The 18480-nt window shown below is 47.3% G+C and carries 17 protein-coding genes and 1 pseudogene; 17 read left to right on the forward strand and 1 reads right to left on the reverse strand.

Annotated features, from left to right (window positions below; genetic code table 11):
* The first annotated feature begins 8 nt into the window (after window positions 1-8).
* From surE to rlmD, 5 genes and pseudogenes are all read left to right on the forward strand, one after another.
* Window positions 9-797, forward strand: a complete 789-nt coding sequence (surE, locus tag ICN31_RS02410; protein ID WP_216258220.1) for a 5'/3'-nucleotidase SurE — start codon at window positions 9-11, stop codon at window positions 795-797.
* A 29-nt stretch (window positions 798-826) separates the two neighbouring features.
* Window positions 827-1450, forward strand: a pseudogene (locus ICN31_RS02415) (protein-L-isoaspartate(D-aspartate) O-methyltransferase); the annotation flags it as partial.
* 26 nt (window positions 1451-1476) lie between these two features.
* Window positions 1477-2241 carry a peptidoglycan DD-metalloendopeptidase family protein gene (locus tag ICN31_RS02420; RefSeq protein WP_255530885.1) on the forward strand — a complete coding sequence of 255 codons (765 nt, stop codon included), beginning with the start codon at window positions 1477-1479 and terminating at the stop codon, window positions 2239-2241.
* 14 nt (window positions 2242-2255) lie between these two features.
* The gene (locus ICN31_RS02425; RefSeq protein WP_216258228.1) at window positions 2256-3077 is read left to right on the forward strand and encodes a 3'-5' exonuclease; all 822 of its coding nucleotides are present in this window, start codon (window positions 2256-2258) and stop codon (window positions 3075-3077) included.
* Window positions 3070-4494, forward strand: coding sequence for a 23S rRNA (uracil(1939)-C(5))-methyltransferase RlmD (gene rlmD / locus ICN31_RS02430; protein WP_216260703.1), 1425 nt, complete (start codon window positions 3070-3072; stop codon window positions 4492-4494). Before ICN31_RS02425 ends, rlmD begins: the two co-directional genes overlap by 8 nt.
* Before the next feature lie 307 nt (window positions 4495-4801).
* On the opposite strand, the gene ICN31_RS02435 is transcribed toward rlmD, so the two are convergent.
* Complete coding sequence (locus ICN31_RS02435) at window positions 4802-5503, reverse strand: Bax inhibitor-1 family protein (RefSeq protein WP_216258230.1); 702 nt, start codon at window positions 5501-5503, stop codon at window positions 4802-4804.
* A gap of 268 nt (window positions 5504-5771) precedes the next feature.
* Between ICN31_RS02435 and ndk the strand changes: the two genes are divergently transcribed.
* From ndk to ICN31_RS02495, 12 genes are all read left to right on the forward strand, one after another.
* Window positions 5772-6197, forward strand: a complete 426-nt coding sequence (gene ndk / locus ICN31_RS02440; protein ID WP_088526277.1) for a nucleoside-diphosphate kinase — start codon at window positions 5772-5774, stop codon at window positions 6195-6197.
* 76 nt (window positions 6198-6273) lie between these two features.
* Window positions 6274-7416 carry a 23S rRNA (adenine(2503)-C(2))-methyltransferase RlmN gene (gene rlmN / locus ICN31_RS02445; RefSeq protein WP_370624321.1) on the forward strand — a complete coding sequence of 381 codons (1143 nt, stop codon included), beginning with the start codon at window positions 6274-6276 and terminating at the stop codon, window positions 7414-7416.
* Between the two features lie 12 nt (window positions 7417-7428).
* A complete protein-coding gene (gene ispG, locus ICN31_RS02450; protein WP_216258234.1) occupies window positions 7429-8712 on the forward strand; it encodes a flavodoxin-dependent (E)-4-hydroxy-3-methylbut-2-enyl-diphosphate synthase in 1284 nt (427 codons plus the stop codon).
* A gap of 27 nt (window positions 8713-8739) precedes the next feature.
* Window positions 8740-10059 (forward strand): histidine--tRNA ligase, encoded by a 1320-nt coding sequence (gene hisS / locus ICN31_RS02455; RefSeq protein WP_216258235.1) that lies wholly within the window; start codon window positions 8740-8742, stop codon window positions 10057-10059.
* A 60-nt stretch (window positions 10060-10119) separates the two neighbouring features.
* Complete coding sequence (locus ICN31_RS02460) at window positions 10120-10779, forward strand: tetratricopeptide repeat protein (protein ID WP_216258238.1); 660 nt, start codon at window positions 10120-10122, stop codon at window positions 10777-10779.
* Window positions 10776-11921, forward strand: a complete 1146-nt coding sequence (bamB, locus tag ICN31_RS02465; RefSeq protein WP_216258240.1) for an outer membrane protein assembly factor BamB — start codon at window positions 10776-10778, stop codon at window positions 11919-11921. Before ICN31_RS02460 ends, bamB begins: the two co-directional genes overlap by 4 nt.
* Complete coding sequence (gene der / locus ICN31_RS02470; protein ID WP_216258241.1) at window positions 11918-13282, forward strand: ribosome biogenesis GTPase Der; 1365 nt, start codon at window positions 11918-11920, stop codon at window positions 13280-13282. Before bamB ends, der begins: the two co-directional genes overlap by 4 nt.
* A gap of 122 nt (window positions 13283-13404) precedes the next feature.
* On the forward strand, window positions 13405-13647 hold the full coding sequence (hfq, locus tag ICN31_RS02475; protein ID WP_216258244.1) for an RNA chaperone Hfq: 243 nt from the start codon (window positions 13405-13407) through the stop codon (window positions 13645-13647).
* Window positions 13640-14881, forward strand: coding sequence for a GTPase HflX (hflX, locus tag ICN31_RS02480; protein ID WP_255530964.1), 1242 nt, complete (start codon window positions 13640-13642; stop codon window positions 14879-14881). Before hfq ends, hflX begins: the two co-directional genes overlap by 8 nt.
* Window positions 14871-16376, forward strand: a complete 1506-nt coding sequence (gene hflK / locus ICN31_RS02485) for an FtsH protease activity modulator HflK (protein WP_216258248.1) — start codon at window positions 14871-14873, stop codon at window positions 16374-16376. The genes hflX and hflK overlap by 11 nt, the downstream gene beginning before the upstream one ends.
* Window positions 16376-17245, forward strand: coding sequence for a protease modulator HflC (gene hflC, locus ICN31_RS02490; protein WP_216258250.1), 870 nt, complete (start codon window positions 16376-16378; stop codon window positions 17243-17245). The genes hflK and hflC overlap by 1 nt, the downstream gene beginning before the upstream one ends.
* 20 nt (window positions 17246-17265) lie before the next feature.
* On the forward strand, window positions 17266-18426 hold the full coding sequence (locus ICN31_RS02495; RefSeq protein ID WP_216258252.1) for an ATP phosphoribosyltransferase regulatory subunit: 1161 nt from the start codon (window positions 17266-17268) through the stop codon (window positions 18424-18426).
* Window positions 18427-18480: the final 54 nt, after the last annotated feature.

An 18480-nucleotide genomic window follows, 5' to 3' on the forward strand; every position in this document is an offset into this window, starting at 1 on the left:
CTAGAGTGATGAGCGAACGCAAACCCCATATCTTGGTCTCCAATGACGATGGTTACCTCGCTCCTGGTTTATTGGCTTTGGTAAATGCAGTTCGTCCATTAGGGCGCATTACCGTGATTGCTCCTGAGCAGAATCATAGTGGGGCGTCTAACTCTCTCACATTATCTAGACCACTTTCAATTCATCGCGTTGCTGGTGGCGAACGTGATGGCTTCTTCTTTATCAACGGTACTCCAACAGATTGTGTGCACGTAGCGATGACTGGCTTTTTAGATGAAAAGCCTGATCTCGTGATTTCTGGGATTAATCAGGGTGAGAATATGGGTGAAGACGTGCTCTATTCTGGTACGGTTGCAGCAGCGGTTGAAGGGGTAATGTTCGGCGTGCCGGGGATTGCCTTCTCGCAAATTGATCGTGGCTGGAATCGAATTGAGGATGCTGCTAAAGCGGCCCACGATGTTGTAGCGCAAATGCTAGTCTCAGCACTTACTAGAACCGAAGGCACTGCCACTTTACTGAATGTGAATATTCCGAATCGTCCTTATGCCGATTTATCTCGCTGGCGTGTGACGCGTTTAGGTAATCGCCATCACTCACAGCCGGTAGTTGTTCAGGATAGTCCGCGGGGTGACAAGATCTATTGGATCGGTGCTGCCGGAGACGTTAAAGAGGGCTCTGAAGGCACAGATTTTCATGCAATTGATGAGGGCTGTATATCCATTACTCCAATGCAATTGGACCTGAGTCATCACGCACGCTTAGCGGCGATGCGCGCTAATGGTTGGGACCGCGGTTGAAAGCTCCTACCGAAAGATTCGCTGCTTATCGTCAAGCACTAGCGGCCAAGGTGCATGCTAGTGGCGTGAAGCACGGTAAAACGCTCGAAGCAATTGCTACTGTGCCACGCCATGCATTTATTGATGCTGGTTTACATGCCCAAGCTTACGAAGATACAGCGCTTCCGATTGGACAAGAACAAACTATCTCTAAGCCCTCAGTAGTGGCCCGCATGATTGAGCTATTACATAAACCTAGGCACAAGCTTAGTAAGGTTTTAGAGATTGGCACTGGCTGTGGGTATCAAGCTGCTGTACTCAGTCTATTGGCCGATGAGGTCTATTCCATAGAGCGTATTCGGCCGCTGCATGATTTAGCTAGAGCGAAGCTGCGTCCATTTCGGATCAATAATCTGCGCTTAATCTATGGCGACGGTATCTTGGGCTTACCTCAGGCTGCCCCCTTTGATGGAATTATCCTAGCCGCAGCCGGTTTGGGTATTCCGGATGCCTTGTTAGATCAACTGGCTATCGGCGGGCGTTTGGTTGCCCCAGTCGCCAAAAATGAAAAAGAGCAGCAGCTCATCATGGTTGAGAGAATGAGTTCTCAGCGCTATCAAAGAACTGTGCTGGACGAGGTCTTTTTTGTCCCCTTACAATCAGGGGTAGTATGAGATCTCACCAGAATTTAATATCAATTATGTCTACTAGCTTATCTAAGAGCCTCCTGATTGCACTCATGTCTGCATCCCTGATGCTGACAGTCGGCTGTTCTACACCTCGCACCAAGCCTGCTAGTGTGACTGATCGCACCAGCGCATTACCCGAACCCACACCTCCTGCCCCTCCTGGCTACTATCGCGTGAAGAAAGGCGACACCTTAGCGCGTATCGCCTTAGATCATGGACAAGCACCACGTGATGTCGCGCAGTGGAATATTGCAGCTAATCCAAGCTTCAACCCAAATATGATTGAGGTCGATGATTTGGTATTAATTAGAGCGCCTGCAGGATTAAAGTCTGCAAAAGTAGCTGACAAGAAACCAGCAGGCGATAAGGTGGATGAGCCTGCGCCAGAAGTTAAAAAACCCGAAGTGGTTGCAGAGCCAGGCATTCGTTTATCCTGGCCCGCGAAAGGCAAGGTAAGTGCTGAATTTAATGAAACCAATAAAGGTATTGATATTGCCGGTAAGGTTGGCGAACCAATATTAGCAGCCTCTGAGGGTAAGGTGGTATATGCCGGCAATAGCTTACGTGGTTACGGTAACTTAGTCATTATTAAGCATGACAATACCTATCTCACTGCCTACGCGCATAACAGCAAGCTCGTAGTTAAAGAGGGTGATGCAGTTCGCAAGGGGCAGAAGATCGCCGAGATGGGCGATACGGATGCTACTTCTCCTAAGCTGCATTTTGAATTACGCGTAAACGGTAAGCCAGTTAATCCAACGCCGTATCTGCAGTAATAGTCAAAGAGCACATGGCTACTGTTCTCGTCTTTGATATCGAAACGATTCCGGATGTGGCTGGCCTACGTCGTCTAGAGGATTTACCAGACTCCATGAGCGACGCTGAAGTAGCGGCTAAAGCCATGGCTGACAAAGCAGCTAAAACGGGTAGTGAGTTTCTGCCACTCTTCTTGCAAAAGATTGTTGCCATTTCTTGTGTGATTCGGAGAAGCACGAAAGAAGGCGCGCCACAAATTAAAGTCGGAACCCTCGGTACTCCGCAAGACGATGAAAAAGTATTGATTCAGGCTTTCTTTGATCTGATTGAGAAGTACACGCCGCAACTCGTATCCTGGAATGGTAGTGGCTTTGATCTGCCTGTGTTGCATTATCGTGCGCTCGCTAATCACATTCAGGCACCACGTTATTGGGAAATGGGCGAGAGCCAAGAGGCTGATAGCCGCGACTTTAAGTGGAATAACTACATCAGCCGCTATCACATGCGTCATCTCGATATGATGGATCTCTTGGCCAAGTTCAATGGCAGAGCGAATGCTCCCCTTGATGGTTTAGCAAAGCTCTGTGGTTTTCCTGGGAAGATGGGCATGGATGGCAGTCAAGTTTGGCCTGCCTATCAAGATGGCAAGATTGATGATATTCGTCGCTATTGCGAGACGGATGTTGTGAATACTTATCTGATGTATTGCCGCTTTCAATTGCTGCGTGGCGGCTTTTCTTTAGCTGAATACCAAGAAGAAATTGCGTTTGTAAAAACCTATCTAGAAAAAGAAGCTAAAGAGCCTCATGGCGCTCAATGGCAAGAGTATCTCCAAGGCTTCGCACCGGATGCGTAGAGGTGCTAAGCCAGTCAATATTGAAGTGACTGAGCCAGTTAAAGTTGAAGCACTGGATTTAGATGCCCAAGGCATTGCCCGTTTAGCCCCTAATGAAGAAGAACAAGCTCTTGGCCAAAGTGGCAAGGTCATTTTCATCAAGGGGGCATTGCCAACCGAGTTGGTCACTTACACCATCACCAGTGATAAGGCTCGTTTTAGCAAAGCGAAGGTACGCGATATCTTAAAACCAGCGGTATTTAGGGTGGAGCCTCAGTGCGCAGCCTTTGGTGTGTGTGGTGGCTGTACTATGCAGCACTTAGATATTCGGGCGCAGGTTGCGATGAAGCAGCGAGTGCTTGAAGATGACTTGCAACACATTGCCAAAGTAAGGCCACAAGAAATTCTGCGACCGATGGGCGGTCCCACTTGGGAGTACCGTCATCGTGCACGCCTAAGTGCAGTCAATCGCTCCATAAAGAAGGGTACGGTTCTGATTGGCTTTCATGAAGGTAAGAGTGGCTATGTAGCCGATATGCTGGCCTGCGAGATTTTGCCAAAGCACGTTTCTGATTTATTGCCAGAGATGCGCAAATTGGTTATGAGCCTATCGATTGTCGATCGTATGCCTCAAATTGAAATTGCTGTTGGTGAGCCAGAAGAACCTGATTCGGATGATCCACAAAAGAGTAAGCCCGTCACGGCATTGGTATTTCGTAACCTGCAGCCCTTAACAGCTGCAGACGAAGCCTTACTTCGAGGATTTGCAGACCAGCATCAAGTCTGGATCTGGTTACAGCCCAAAGGCATTGAGACCGTAGCCCCGTTTTATCCAGAGACTGGCAAGCTTTGCTACCGCCTACCCGAGTTTGAAATCGAGATGCCATTTAAGCCAGCTGATTTCACACAAGTTAATCATATGATGAACCGTGTGCTCGTGAGTAGGGCAATTCGTTTGCTGGAAGTAAAAGAAACCGATCGTGTACTCGATTTATTTTGTGGACTTGGAAATTTCACACTACCACTTGCTAGAAAAGCAAAACAAGTCTTGGGCATAGAGGGCTTGGAAAGCTTAACAACACGCGCAAAAGAAAATGCAGTGCATAACGGCCTTGAAGAAAAGGCTAGCTTCATGAAAAGCGATTTGTTTGAAGTGACTACAGAGACCATTGCATCTTGGGGGAGGGCGGAGCGTTGGCTCATGGATCCACCCCGCGAAGGTGCCATGGAAATTTGTAAAGCGCTTGCAGACTTGCATACTCAAAAAAGCGACTTACTACCAGAGCGCATTGTCTATGTCTCTTGCAACCCCAAAACATTGGCTAGGGATGCGGAGATTTTGTGTCATCACGCTGGCTATACACTGAGTAGCGCTGGGATCGTCAATATGTTCCCGCACACCTCTCACGTGGAGTCCATGGCAGTCTTTAGTCGCTAAGGACTAAATCCCCGCTTTAGTGCATCACGCATTCTTGCGGTGCAAGGGGCTCATGAGACCATCTTTGTGGAGAGTAGATTGAATCTATGCAGTGAGCCATGGCTGCTAACAATCTTACTAAGCACTGGGAGAGTGTCATGAAAGCCTCAGATAGTTTTGCGATCATCTTAATTCTGATTGCACTGTCTTATGCGGTGAGCATGTTTGTAGCGAACTAATCGTTCATTACAAAAGTGTGAAGACCAAAAACTAAAGGCGCCCGCAGGCGCCTTTAGAGAACATCTCACTAAAAAGTCCTTAGACTTTATTAATCTTTGTTTCCACCAACAATACCTAACAGTGCCAGTAAGTTGGTAAACACGTTATACACATCCAAGTAGATAGCCAAAGTAGCCATGATGTAGTTGGTCTCGCCGCCATTGATGACGCGTTGTACGTCAACCAGAATGAAGGCTGAGAAGATTGCGATAGCCAAAACCATCACAGTCAACATTAAGGCGGGTAACTGTAGCCAGATGTTTGCCAATGAAGCAACGATCAACAGCAGTACGCCAACCATCAACCATTTACCCATGCCTGCAAAATCACTTTTGCTCACAGTAGCAATGGTGGCCATCGTAGCGAAGATCGCTGCTGTGCCGCCAAAAGATAGCATGATGAGCGTAGCGCCATTGCTGTAGCTATTGAGCGTAAACCCAATTAGGCGGGACATCATGATGCCCATAAAGAATGTGAAGCCTAAGAGCAGCAGAACGCCTATGCCAGTCTCTTTATTCTTTTCAATAGCCCAGAAGAAGCCAAAGGCAACTGCCATGAAGACAATGAAACCAATAAATGGGCTACCAGCAAAAAGGGTAAAGCCCATCGCAACACCAAGCCAGGCGCCAATCACGGTTGGAACCATAGATAGAGCTAGGAGAGCATAGGTATTGCGCAGTACGCGGTTACGTACCTGTAGGTTGGTAATTGAACCGGTTTGACCAAAGCCGTAAGAGTTGAGATCACTCATATTGACTCCTTTTTCAAAGTGATTACATGAGCCCATGAAGGGCTGTTGACAGTAAGTATAGACAAAACAGCCTGATTTCAAGCCCCCAGAGAAAAGACCTACAAAATGAGGGTTTATGCCCTGTAAATTCAATAGCTTAGCCCTACTCTTATAGGGGTAAATACCCTCAGGCAATGTATAATTCGGGGGTCGTTGAGCTTGGGCGGGCTTTTTAACCCGTTTTCACCTTAGCCAACAAATATCTATGAAATCACTATTGGAGTCTTGCATGGCAATTGAACGCACCCTTTCTATCATCAAACCTGATGCTGTCGCTAAAAACGTCATCGGCAAAATCTATGACCGTTTTGAATCCGCTGGTTTGAAGATTATTGCTTCCAGAATGGCGCACCTCTCACAAGTTGAGGCTGAACAGTTCTATGGCGTTCACAAAGATCGTCCTTTCTTTAAGGATTTGGTGAGCTTCATGATTTCTGGCCCAGTGATGATTCAAGTGTTGCAAGGCGAAGGCGCAATTGCAAAGAATCGTGATTTGATGGGTGCTACTGATCCTAAGAAGGCAGACAAAGGCACAATCCGTGCCGATTTTGCTGACAGCATTGATGCAAATGCGGTTCATGGTTCTGATGCTCCTGAAACAGCTGCTGTGGAAGTTGCTTTCTTCTTCCCCGGTATCAATGTTTTCAATCGTTAATCATTAACTTATTTATTTATAAGTAGGCGCATTGACCTCCCCGCGCGTAAATCTCTTAGATTTTGACGCTGACCAAATGGCGGCGTATGTCGCGGGGTTGAATGAAAAGCCCTTTAGGGCTAAGCAGCTCATGCAGTGGATACACCAACGTGGTGTAGCAGACATTAATGACATGAGTGATTTAGCAAAAAGCTTTCGAGCGACATTGCTAGATAAAGCAGAAGTTCTTTCCCTACCGATTATTAAAGACGAGCACGCCTCAGACGGTACCCGTAAGTGGCTGCTAGACGTGGGTGCTGGTAATGCAGTTGAGTCCGTTTTTATTCCCGAGGATGATCGAGGTACCTTGTGTATTTCTTCTCAGGCAGGTTGCGCAGTCAATTGCCGTTTTTGCTCTACTGGGCGCCAAGGTTTTTCACGCAATCTCACCTCAGGTGAAATCATTGGGCAACTGTGGTTTGCTGAACATCTCTTGCGCAGCGATCCAGAGGCGATACGCAGAATAGAAAAGTATCCAACCCCAGGCTGGGAGCACACAGGCCGAGTCATTTCGAATGTAGTGATGATGGGTATGGGTGAGCCATTACTCAATTACGATAACGTAGTCTCTGCACTGCGTTTGATGCTGGACGATAGGGCTTATGGCTTATCACGTCGTCGAGTCACAGTATCAACATCCGGTGTGGTGCCGATGATTGATCGCTTGGCACAAGATTGCCCAGTTGCTCTAGCAGTGTCATTGCACGCATCAAATGATGCCTTGCGTGATCAACTCGTCCCACTCAATCAAAAATATCCTTTACGTGAATTACTCGATGCCTGTGAGCGTTACTTACCATTTGCACCGAGGGATTTCTTGACCTTTGAGTATTGCATGCTAGATGGTGTCAATGACTCAGACATTCAGGCAAAAGAATTGGTGCGCTTACTGAGAAACATTAAGTGCAAAATCAACCTCATTCCATTTAATCCATTTCCAGAGTCAGGCTTAAAGCGTTCATCGGCTCAGCGTATACATGCTTTTTTTGGCATCCTCTTAGATGCAGGCATGGTGGCGACAGTGCGCAAGACTCGTGGTGATGATATTGCAGCGGCCTGCGGTCAGCTAGCAGGAGATGTTGTGGATCGTACCCGCGTACGTGAACGTGCTGTGCACGATGAAGAGATTATTACAGAATCACAAGAGCAGCCCATTGAGTGGCTCAAAAAGTTAAATTAAATTTAGGTCTATATGAGCTCTAATCATTCCTCATCACCCAAGTTACCGAATTTACCTTTGGGACCATCTCCAAAGCGTGAGACTCGTCAAGCAACCGTTGCTTGGAAAACGAACATCATTACGGTGGGTGGTGATGCACCTGTGCGTGTGCAATCCATGACCAATACAGATACTGCAGATGCGGTAGGTACAGCAATCCAAATTAAAGAGTTGGCACGCGCTGGTTCTGAGATGGTCCGCATTACGGTTAATACGCCAGAAGCTGCAGCTGCAGTGCCTTATATTCGTGAGCAGTTGGACAAGATGGATGTCTTGGTCCCATTGATTGGCGATTTTCATTACAACGGCCATACTTTGTTAAATGATTACCCTGATTGCGCTAAAGCACTCTCCAAATACCGTATCAATCCAGGCAATGTAGGTAAGGGTGCTAAACGCGATCCACAATTTGCGCAAATGATTGAAGCGGCTTGTAAATATGACAAGCCTATTCGCATTGGTGTGAACTGGGGGAGTCTTGATCAAGAGCTCTTGGCATCGATTATGGATAGCAATGCAGCTTTAGCAGATCCGAAGACAGCACAAGAGGTGATGATCGAAGCACTCATTCAGTCTGCACTGCAATCCGCAGAAAAGGCGGTTGAGTTGGGCATGAACCCCAATCAAATTTTGCTGTCTTGTAAAGTGAGTAATGTGCAAGACTTGGTGGCAGTCTATCGCGATCTCGCGCGCCGCTCTGACTATCCACTGCATTTAGGTTTGACTGAAGCGGGCATGGGTAGCAAAGGAATTGTTTCCTCTACTGCTGCAATGGGCATTTTGTTGCAAGAGGGTATTGGCGATACGATTCGGGTTTCTTTAACGCCAGATCCTGGTGCTCCTCGTGAGAATGAAGTGATCGTTGCGCAAGAAATTTTGCAAACTATGGGCCTGCGCAATTTCACACCAATGGTCATTGCTTGTCCTGGTTGTGGCAGAACGACTAGCACTACTTTCCAAGAGCTCGCAGCCGATATTCAATCGTATTTGCGCCAACAAATGCCGATTTGGAAGAAAACCCATCCTGGCGTGGAGAATATGAATGTCGCCGTGATGGGTTGTATTGTGAATGGCCCAGGCGAGAGTAAGCACGCTAATATTGGTATCTCATTACCAGGAACCGGTGAAACTCCAGCAGCACCGGTATTTGTGGATGGCGTTAAGGTGAAAACTCTGCGAGGTGAGAAAATCGCCCAAGAGTTTCAGGTCATCGTCGACGAATACGTGAAAAAGAACTACGCAGCAAAAGCACCCTAAAGCTAAATTAGTAGAACAAGAATAAAAATGACTGATCAGCACAATAAAACTAAAGCCCAGAAGATTAATGGCGTGCGCGGCATGAATGACTTGCTGCCAGCAGACGCTGCGCAGTGGGCTCACCTTGACCATGTCTTGCGAGATTTAACTCGTGCTTACGGTTATGAGTTTTTGAGAACCCCGATTGTCGAGGCAACTGCGGTATTTCAACGTGGTATCGGTGAAGTGACAGACATCGTTGAGAAAGAAATGTATTCCTTTGAGGATCGCTTAAATGGCGAGCAGCTAACCCTGCGACCTGAAGGCACTGCTGCATTAGTACGCTCGGTGATTGAGAATAATTTACTCTACGAAGGTCCTAAGCGTCTTTGGTATACCGGACCGATGTTTCGCCATGAGCGCCCACAGCGTGGTCGCTATCGTCAGTTTCATCAGTTTGGTATCGAGGCTTTAGGCTTTGCCGGCCCCGATATTGATGCTGAAATCATTCTGATGGGTCAGCGCCTTTGGGATGAGCTTGGCCTTATTGGAGTTCGCCTGGAGATTAATTCTTTAGGACAGGCTAACGAACGTGCTGATCATCGCGCTGCCTTAGTTGCTTACTTTGAGAAAAATAAAGCGCAGTTAGATGAAGATTCGCAACGACGCCTCATCACCAATCCCTTACGCATTCTGGATTCCAAGAATCCAGAGATGCAAACATTGATTGAAGGCGCGCCAAAGTTATTGGATTTCTTGGGAGAAGAATCCCTTGCGCACTTTAACGCTGTCCAAGCTTTACTAAAAGCGAACAACATTCCTTGCAAGATCAATCCACGTTTAGTCCGTGGTTTGGATTACTACAACCTCACCGTGTTTGAGTGGGTGACTGATGAGTTGGGCGCGCAGGGCACGATTGCTGGCGGCGGTCGTTACGATCCCTTGATCGAACGCATGGGTGGTAAAGCAGCACCCGCTTGTGGTTGGGCTATGGGTATGGAGCGTGTGCTCGAGTTGATGAAGGTCTCTGGATCATTGCCCGAGGCCCAATCCCAGTGCGATATCTTTGTATTGCATCAAGGTGGCGAGACGTTGACCACAGCCATGATCATTGCTGAGCGTTTACGTAGTGCTGGTATTGACACCATTCTTTTCTGTCCACCAGACGGGCAATTAGCTAGCTTTAAGTCACAAATGAAGAAGGCAGATGCCAGTGGGGCAGCCTTTGCAGTCATTATTGGCCCAGATGAATTAGCCAAGAATGAGGCTCAGATCAAAGACTTGCGAGCTAGCGGTGAGCAAAAAGCCGTGCCATTGGATGGGGTACTAGAGGCCGTAATTGAAGCCTTAGTAGGCGCCTCCGAATAGAATGAGTCTATTGTTTATCTTTAATAGCAATAAACCCCATATTAATGAGTTTGGATTCACATGCCTTTAGATCTAGAAGAACAAGAACAGTTAGACCAACTTAAAGCGTTTTGGCAAAAGTACCGCAATCTGATCACTGGGGTCTTGACCGCCGTGTTATTCGCATATGCTGCCTATAGCGGTTATGGATGGTGGCGTAATAGCCAAGCTTTGGAGGCATCTAAGCTCTATGAAACGATGGTGAGCGCTATTGCCAAGGGTGATCAAGCTCAAAGCTTTCGTGCCGCCGATGACTTACAAAAAGATTTTACGCGTACACCTTACGCAGCGATGTCTAGTTTGATCGCTGCGCGTATTGCTGCTGATACTGGAAATGTCGCTAAGGCGATCGACTATCTCCGTTGGACTGCAAAGAATGCATCCAATGATGGCTACTTGGCTTTGGGCAAATTACGCTTAGTAACTCAGTTAATTGAGCAGGGCAGTGAAAAAGATTTTGCCGAGGCAGACCAAGTCCTGAAAGAAACACCAATTGCTGGCTTTGAGGCATTGTGGTTAGAGCGTCGTGGTGATTGGTATTTAGTACAAAAGAAAAATACTGAAGCCAAAAAAAGCTATGAAGATGCATGGAAAAAATTGGATCAAGCGAAAGAATTTCCTGAAGAGGCACGTCGCCTCTTGAAGGTGAAATTAGATGCAGTTGGAGGGGTAGCACAGTGAGACGATCAGTAAGACTCGTTAGCACCACCATTCTGATAGGTGTAGTTGCCGTAGCACTCGTTGCCTGCTCTGGTAGCTCTCGTGTTCGCAAGCCGTCTGAGTTAGTAGCGGTAACCAATCAGTTTGACATGCAGACGGTATGGTCAACTAGTGTCGGCTCTTCAGAGGGTTTTAACTTTCATCCAGTCGTTGCAGGCGATGCTGTGTATGCAGCCTCCCATCGTGGTAATTTAGTCAAGATTGATTTGGCTACAGGTAATAAGGTTTGGGAGGCATCTGTTCCTGAGCGCCTATCTATTGGTCCTGGATCTGACGGTCGCACCACAGTTGCTGTGAGCACCAAAGGTAACGTCTATGCATATGACGATACGGGTAAACAGATTTGGAAAGTCAATGTCAGTAGCGAAGTATTGAGCGAGCCAGTTGTTGCTGGTGGAATTGTGATTGTGCGAGCCCTCGATAATCGTTTTATTGGCTTGGATGCACAAACAGGCGTTCGTAAGTGGATTTATCAACGTCAACAATCTGCCTTGTCACTGCGTGTTGGTTACGGCATGCTAGCTATCGGTAATGAAGTGATTGTGACTGGCTTTTCTGGCGGACGTTTTGGCATGATTGCGATCGCTAATGGCGGTTTGGTTTGGGAAACACCAGTGTCATTTCCAAAAGGCTTCTCAGAAATTGAGCGCTTGAACGATGTCACTGCTAAACCGAGCATGGAGGGCGATATCATCTGCGCAGTTTCTTATCAGGGTCGAGTTGGTTGTGGACAAGCGCGAACCGGAAATTTGCTTTGGTTCAAAGATTACTCAAGTTATACCGGTACCGCACAAAGTGCAGAGCTCGTTTTCTCATCCAATGAAAAATCTTATGTGACAGCATTTGCCACCAAAGATGGTACGCAGATTTGGGAGAACACTCAGCTGACCCATCGTGATGTAGGCGAGTCATTGGCGGTTGGAAAGGTTCTGCTTTTAGGTGATGCTCAAGGCTATGTGCATGCACTGACACAGGCCAATGGCGAGATGATCGCGCGGATTCGTCACGATAGCAATCCAATCTCCGCTGCGCCTATTGCAGTGGGTGGACTCATCTTGATTCAATCTCAGGGTGGAAAAATCTCGGCCTACAGTCCTAAATGAACCCAGTCATCACTATCGTCGGCCGCCCCAATGTTGGGAAGTCGACACTCTTTAATCGCCTGACTCGTTCGCGCGATGCATTGGTAGCAGATTTTTCTGGTTTAACAAGGGATCGTCACTACGGCAAAGGCCGCATTGGTGAACGCGCCTTTATTTGCGTTGATACCGGTGGCTTCGAGCCTGTTGCTAAAACTGGCATTGTTGCGGAGATGGCAAAACAGACTAAGCAAGCAGTAGCAGAGTCTGACATTGTGATTTTCTTGGTGGATGGCCGCTTAGGCATGGCACCGCAAGATCGTGTCATTGCAGATTTTTTACGCAAGACTGGTCGCCCAACTATTCTGGCAGTCAATAAAACAGAAGGCATGCAAGCTGGCATTGTTACTGCAGACTTTCATGAGCTGGGTTTAGGGGAGCCATTCCCTATCTCCTCTGCGCACGGCGATGGTGTCCGCGGATTAATCGATGACGCCTTAGATTCATTAGGGATTGCAGAGCCCGATGAAGAAGAATTAGTCAATGATCCAAATCGCCCAATGAAAATTGCGGTGGTAGGTCGTCCAAATGTTGGTAAGTCGACCCTGATCAACAAATTGATCGGTGAAGAACGGGTGATTGCATTTGATATGCCCGGCACGACTCGTGATGCGATTGAAGTTCCATTTGAGCGCAATGGCAAGCCATACATCCTAGTGGATACAGCGGGTTTGCGGCGTCGTGGCAAAGTATTTGAGGCAATCGAGAAATTCTCGGTTGTGAAGACATTGCAAGCCATTGCTGATTGCAATGTGGTGATCTTGATGCTTGATGCGCAGCAAGATATCTCTGAGCAAGATGCGCACATTGCAGGATTTATTGTTGAGGCAGGTCGCGCACTAGTCGTTGCGGTAAACAAGTGGGATGGCATTGACACTTACGTGAAAGAGCGCGCTCGTTTAGAAATCGCACAAAAATTGCGCTTCCTAGATTTTGCAAATGTACATCCCATTTCTGCTAAAAAGGGCACGGGCCTCAAGGAGTTATTTAAAGATGTGGATTCTGCTTATGCAGCTGCTATGGCGAAATTGCCAACCCCACGCTTAACTCGGATTTTGCAAGAGGCAATCGAGCATCAACAACCAAAGCGCGTTGGCATGGGCCGCCCGAAATTACGCTATGCACACCAAGGGGGCATGAATCCCCCAATCGTAGTGATTCATGGAACATCCTTGAGTGGTGTTACCGATAGCTATAAGCGTTATCTAGAAGGGCGCTTTAGGGATGTCTTTAAGTTGCGGGGCACCCCCTTGAGAATCCAAATGAACACTGCCAAAAACCCTTATGTGGATGCGGATAAAGGAAAAAAAGGTAAGAAGCGGTGACTTTGAGCTTGATTTTTTTATAATTGAGCCCAATATAGAAGATTCGGTAGTAGCCATTTTTAAAGGTTTTGATTTCATTAAAAAAGCAAGACTCCCTGATTACAAAAGATATAAGGAGTAGTATGAGCGCCAACAAGATTCAGTTACTACAGGATCCATTTCTGAATGCCTTACGCAAAGAGCACATTCCTGTTTCGATCTATCTCGTGAATGGTATTAAATTACAAGGCAATATTGAATCCTTTGATCAATATGTTGTGCTCCTGCGTAATACTGTCACGCAGATGGTTTACAAACACGCAATCTCCACGATTGTTCCAGCACGTGCGATCGACTTTCGTATAGAAGAAGGCGCCCCTGTATAAAACTGGAGTAGATGCGGCACGCGCCGTTCTCGTTGGAGTTGATACGGGACGCGAAGATTTTGCAGATAGCATGGCTGAACTCAGTCTCCTGGCTGATAGCGCTGGCTCTATACCCGCAGCTAGCGTGATTGCCCGCAAAGGTCGAACAGATCCCGCTTTATTTATTGGTTCTGGCAAGGTAAACGAACTGAAGCGCGTGATGGAGGAGCAGAATGCAGAGCTCGCGATCTTTAATCATCCGCTTTCGCCAACACAGCAGCGTAACTTAGAGCGTCACCTCGATCGTCATGTGATGGATCGCACTGGTTTGATATTGGATATCTTTAGTCAAAGAGCGCAAAGCCACATTGGTAAAACGCAAGTGGAGTTAGCGCAAGTACGCTATCGCATGTCTCGCTTAGTCAGAGCCTGGAGTCACTTGGAGCGTCAACGCGGCGGTATTGGTGTACGTGGCGGTCCTGGTGAAACCCAGATGGAATTAGATCGCCGCATGCTGGCAACCAAAGCTAAGCGTTTAGAAAATGAACTCGAGAAGCTCCAGCGCCAACAAAGAACTCAGAGAAGAGCTCGTCAGCGTCAGGATGTGTTCTCTGTCTCCTTGGTGGGATACACCAATGCTGGCAAATCCACCTTATTTAATTCCCTAACAAAAGCAGGGGCTTATGCGGCTGATCAACTTTTTGCCACTTTAGATACCACCTCTAGAAAAGTCCATTTGGACGGGGTGGGCTCTATTGTGGTTTCGGATACCGTAGGATTTATTCGAGATCTGCCTCACCAGCTAGTTGAGGCTTTTAGAGCTACCCTGGATGAAACCATCCACGCAGATCTGATTTTGCATGTGATTGATGCCTGCAGCCCCGTAGCTCGGGAGCAGAAGGCCGAAGTTGAGGCGGTTTTGGAGGAAATTGGAGCAGATCAGATCCCCCGAATAGAGGTCATGAACAAAATTGACCAGATGCCTCAAACCTTTACCCGCGGAGCAGTTTTAGAGCGTGATGGGCAGGGCTTTCCTAGTCAGGTTTTCCTGTCCGCCAAGACAGGCTTGGGTCTTGATTTGCTCCGCATAGCCTTGGCTGAATGCTCCCAAATGACTGATAGAATAAGGTTCGAGCACAACCGTGCCAAGAAGCAATTGGCCCCGGACGAGTTTTTAGAACCCTTACCCGAACGACCAGATACTGCTGAATTCAATCCCACTCTAAACCGAAACTATTTTTCTAATGATGCGTAAATTTCTAGACCTCTTTTCGGTCAATGATCCAGGCTGGGGCAATAGCCACAATAGCGGGTCCAAAGATGCCAAAGATGGGCAGGGGAGCGATCAAACTCCTAAAGCCGATCCAGATACAAATAAACCAACAGAAACTGCGCCAAAGAATTCACCGGCTAAGCCAGGTGGCCCACCAGATTTAGATGAGCTCTGGCGCGATTTCAATGACAGAATTTCGGGTATCTTTGGTGGCAAGAAAAAGCCAGGAGCGTCATCTGGTCAAACGGGTAATAAACCTAACAGCACTGATATTCCGCCGCCATCCCAGCGCGGTGGTGGCAATGGTGGCGGTGGTGGCATGAGTGCACCAAACTTTAATTTCACGAATCCCTTTGGTTCCAAGGCTAGCATCCTGATCAGTGCGGCAGTTGTCTTCTTTATTTGGATTTGCAGTGGATTTTTCATTATTCAAGAAGGTCAGGCTGGCGTGGTTTTGACCTTTGGTAAATATGCTGACACCGCTAAGCCTGGCATCAACTGGCGTATGCCCTGGCCAATTCAGTCGGATGAAACAGTGAACCTTTCTGGTGTTCGCTCTGTTGAAGTAGGTCGCCCAGTACTCATTAAGGCAACGAATCAAAAAGATTCCTCCATGCTCACTGAGGATGAAAACATTATTGATGTGCGCTTTGCTGTTCAATATCGCTTAAAAGATCCAACGGATTATTTATTCAACAATCGTGATCCAGATGCTGCAGTGATACAGGCTGCCGAAACTGCCGTTCGTGAAATTGTTGCTCGCAGCAAGATGGATACCGTGCTCTATGAAGGGCGCGAAAAGATTGGTATTGATTTAGCAAGCTCTATTCAGAAGATATTAGATAGCTATAAGAGCGGTATCTACGTTACTAGTGTGACGGTACAAAACGTACAGCCGCCTGAGCAAGTGCAAGCTGCATTTGATGATGCAGTAAAAGCCGGTCAAGATCAGGAGCGCTTGAAGAGCGAAGGTCAGGCCTATGCCAATGACATCATTCCACGTGCTAAAGGTACTGCAGAACGCTTAATTCAAGAGGCTGAAGGTTATAAGGCGAGAGTGGTAGCGACTGCAGAAGGCGATGCGACTCGCTTTAAGCAAGTATTAGTTGAATATGCCAAGGCGCCACAAGTGACGCGTGATCGGATGTACATCGATAGCATGCGCGAGATGTACAACAATGTGACCAAGATCTTGGTGGATACAACTAAGAGCAATAGTCTTTTATATTTACCGCTTGACAAGATTGTTGCTCAAGTCAGCGCAGAAAGTGCGCAGGCTGCTAGTTCTCAAGTAAACCAATCCAACACGTCTACTCCAACTGGAAGTGTGACAGTGGGTGGTGCAACTGGATTGAATAATCCAGCCCCAACGAACAGCGGTAATACAACATACTCAGCACCCGCTGTTAATAATGCCAATGATCGCTCCTTAGATAAGCGCGATGGTTTTCGTAGTCGTGATCGGGACCCTAGATAATGAATGCAAATCGCTTAATCGCTGCAGGTATTGCCTTCGTTGCGGTGATCTATGTCTTATCGTCCAGCATTTTCATAGTGGATCAACGTAAATTTGCGGTTGTTTTCGCATTCGGCCAAATCGTCCGCGTGATTGAAGAGCCTGGCTTGCGCGTGAAACTGCCAGCCCCATTTGAAAGCGTACGGTTCTTTGATCGTCGTATTCTGACAATTGATAATCCAGAGGCAGAGCGCTTTATTACTGCAGAGAAGAAGAATCTCTTGGTGGATTCTTTTGTGAAATGGCGCATTGTTGATCCTCGTAAGTTCTTTATCAGCTTTAAGGGTGACGAGCGCTTGGCACAAGACCGCTTAACTCAGCTAGTGCGTTCTGCTTTGAATGAAGAGTTCACGAAACGCACTGTGCGTGAGTTGATCTCTGATCAGCGTGAAGAGGTCATGCAGGGGATTCGTAAAAAAGTGGCTGATGATGCGGCTGATATTGGCGTAGAGATTGTGGATGTTCGCTTAAAGCGTGTAGACCTCTTAGCTGAGATTAGCGATTCGGTATATCGCCGGATGGAAGCAGAGCGTAAGCGGGTAGCTAATGAATTGCGCTCAACCGGTGCTGCTGAGTCTGACAAGATTCGAGCCAACGCTGAACGTCAACGCGATACGATTTTGGCTGAAGCCTATCGTGATGCTCAAAAGATTAAAGGAGCCGGAGATGCTAAGGCAACCGCTTTGTATGCTGAAGCATTTGGTCGTGATGCACAGTTTGCTCAGTTCTATCAGAGCTTAGAAGCCTACCGAAGCTCTTTCAAGGATAAGAAAGACATTATGGTGGTTGAGCCTAATGGCGAGTTCTTCAAGTTCCTGCATAAAAAATAAGAAAGTGAATCATCTAGATCATGAATCGTTGGTTGCTTCCTGAAGATATTGCAGACGTTTTGCCGGCCCAGGCTCGCAAGGTGGAGACTTTGCGTCGCGCTATCTTGGATCTCTATCAAACCTACGGTTATGAACTAGTTGCTCCACCGATTTTAGAGTTCTTAGATTCTTTATTGACGGGCACTGGCTCGGATCTCAATCTCCAAACCTTTAAGTTGGTAGACCAAATGTCGGGTCGCACCTTAGGCTTACGTGCCGACATGACTCCACAAGTTGCGCGGATTGATGCCCACTTATTAAATCGCGCAGGAGTCACCAGGCTTTGCTATGCCGGCTCTGTAGCGCACGCTCGTACCCCAGTGGGTAGCTCTGCTCGTGAAGATTTGCAGTTAGGTGCAGAGATTTATGGTTGCGCTACCTGGGAGGCTGATTTTGAGGCTATCACTTTGCTGCTCAAAACACTCTCTATTGCAGGCGTCGATAAGGTTTATCTTGATCTATCTCACGCCGGTATCTTGAGCGGTATCTTGGCTGACCAGAAGCTAGACAAAGAGACTATTGAAACCTTGTATGGCCTATTGCAGACCAAAGATCGTCCGGGTCTTGGCAAGTGGGCTGCCTGCTTGCCGGCCAAAACGACTGATGCGCTGATGGCGCTCACAGAACTGAATGGTCCTTGCGCTGAAGTTTTGGCAAAGGCTAAAAAAGTATTGCCGCAGCATGCTGCAATTGATCAAGCTTTAGCAGGCCTCGAGCGCTTAGTTGTCGCAGTGAGTTCATCTAGTGGCTTAGAGACTAGTATTGATTTAGCAGACTTGCGTGGCTATCAATATCACAGCGGCGTGATGTTTGCAGTCTATGTAGACAAGCTGCCACAGCCGATTGCCAGAGGTGGACGCTATGATCACGTAGGTCAAGCCTTTGGCCGCGCACGTCCTGCTACTGGATTCTCATTAGATTTGTTGACTCTGGCTAATCTATCGCCATTGAAAGTACGCAAGCTAGCAATTGCAGCGCCTTGGCTTGAAGATATTAGTTTAAGCAAAGCGATTACAGCTTTACGTGATTCTGGTGAAGTGGTTGTTCAGGTGATGGCTGGTGAAAAAGTAGAGGCTGCCGAATATGAATGTGATCGAGAGCTAGTAAAGCAGGGTAACTCTTGGGAAGTAAAGAAAAAATAAAGCAAAGCAACATAGCTAACTTCAACCAATTTTGTAATTATCTTTTTGGATTTC

It is taken from the genome of Polynucleobacter sp. UB-Piko-W3, assembly GCF_018881635.1.
Lineage (GTDB): Bacteria > Pseudomonadota > Gammaproteobacteria > Burkholderiales > Burkholderiaceae > Polynucleobacter.

What these genes read in the sequence shown, in the direction of transcription:
- surE (WP_216258220.1), top strand. Translation starts at nt 9, where the DNA reads ATGAGCGAACGCAAACCCCATATCTTGGTCTCCAATGACGATGGTTAC.
- ICN31_RS02420 (WP_255530885.1), top strand. Translation starts at nt 1,477, where the DNA reads ATGTCTACTAGCTTATCTAAGAGCCTCCTGATTGCACTCATGTCTGCA.
- ICN31_RS02425 (WP_216258228.1), top strand. Translation starts at nt 2,256, where the DNA reads ATGGCTACTGTTCTCGTCTTTGATATCGAAACGATTCCGGATGTGGCT.
- rlmD (WP_216260703.1), top strand. Translation starts at nt 3,070, where the DNA reads ATGCGTAGAGGTGCTAAGCCAGTCAATATTGAAGTGACTGAGCCAGTT.
- ICN31_RS02435 (WP_216258230.1), bottom strand. Translation starts at nt 5,503, where the DNA reads ATGAGTGATCTCAACTCTTACGGCTTTGGTCAAACCGGTTCAATTACC.
- ndk (WP_088526277.1), top strand. Translation starts at nt 5,772, where the DNA reads ATGGCAATTGAACGCACCCTTTCTATCATCAAACCTGATGCTGTCGCT.
- rlmN (WP_370624321.1), top strand. Translation starts at nt 6,274, where the DNA reads ATGGCGGCGTATGTCGCGGGGTTGAATGAAAAGCCCTTTAGGGCTAAG.
- ispG (WP_216258234.1), top strand. Translation starts at nt 7,429, where the DNA reads ATGAGCTCTAATCATTCCTCATCACCCAAGTTACCGAATTTACCTTTG.
- hisS (WP_216258235.1), top strand. Translation starts at nt 8,740, where the DNA reads ATGACTGATCAGCACAATAAAACTAAAGCCCAGAAGATTAATGGCGTG.
- ICN31_RS02460 (WP_216258238.1), top strand. Translation starts at nt 10,120, where the DNA reads ATGCCTTTAGATCTAGAAGAACAAGAACAGTTAGACCAACTTAAAGCG.
- der (WP_216258241.1), top strand. Translation starts at nt 11,918, where the DNA reads ATGAACCCAGTCATCACTATCGTCGGCCGCCCCAATGTTGGGAAGTCG.
- hfq (WP_216258244.1), top strand. Translation starts at nt 13,405, where the DNA reads ATGAGCGCCAACAAGATTCAGTTACTACAGGATCCATTTCTGAATGCC.
- hflK (WP_216258248.1), top strand. Translation starts at nt 14,871, where the DNA reads ATGATGCGTAAATTTCTAGACCTCTTTTCGGTCAATGATCCAGGCTGG.
- hflC (WP_216258250.1), top strand. Translation starts at nt 16,376, where the DNA reads ATGAATGCAAATCGCTTAATCGCTGCAGGTATTGCCTTCGTTGCGGTG.
- ICN31_RS02495 (WP_216258252.1), top strand. Translation starts at nt 17,266, where the DNA reads ATGAATCGTTGGTTGCTTCCTGAAGATATTGCAGACGTTTTGCCGGCC.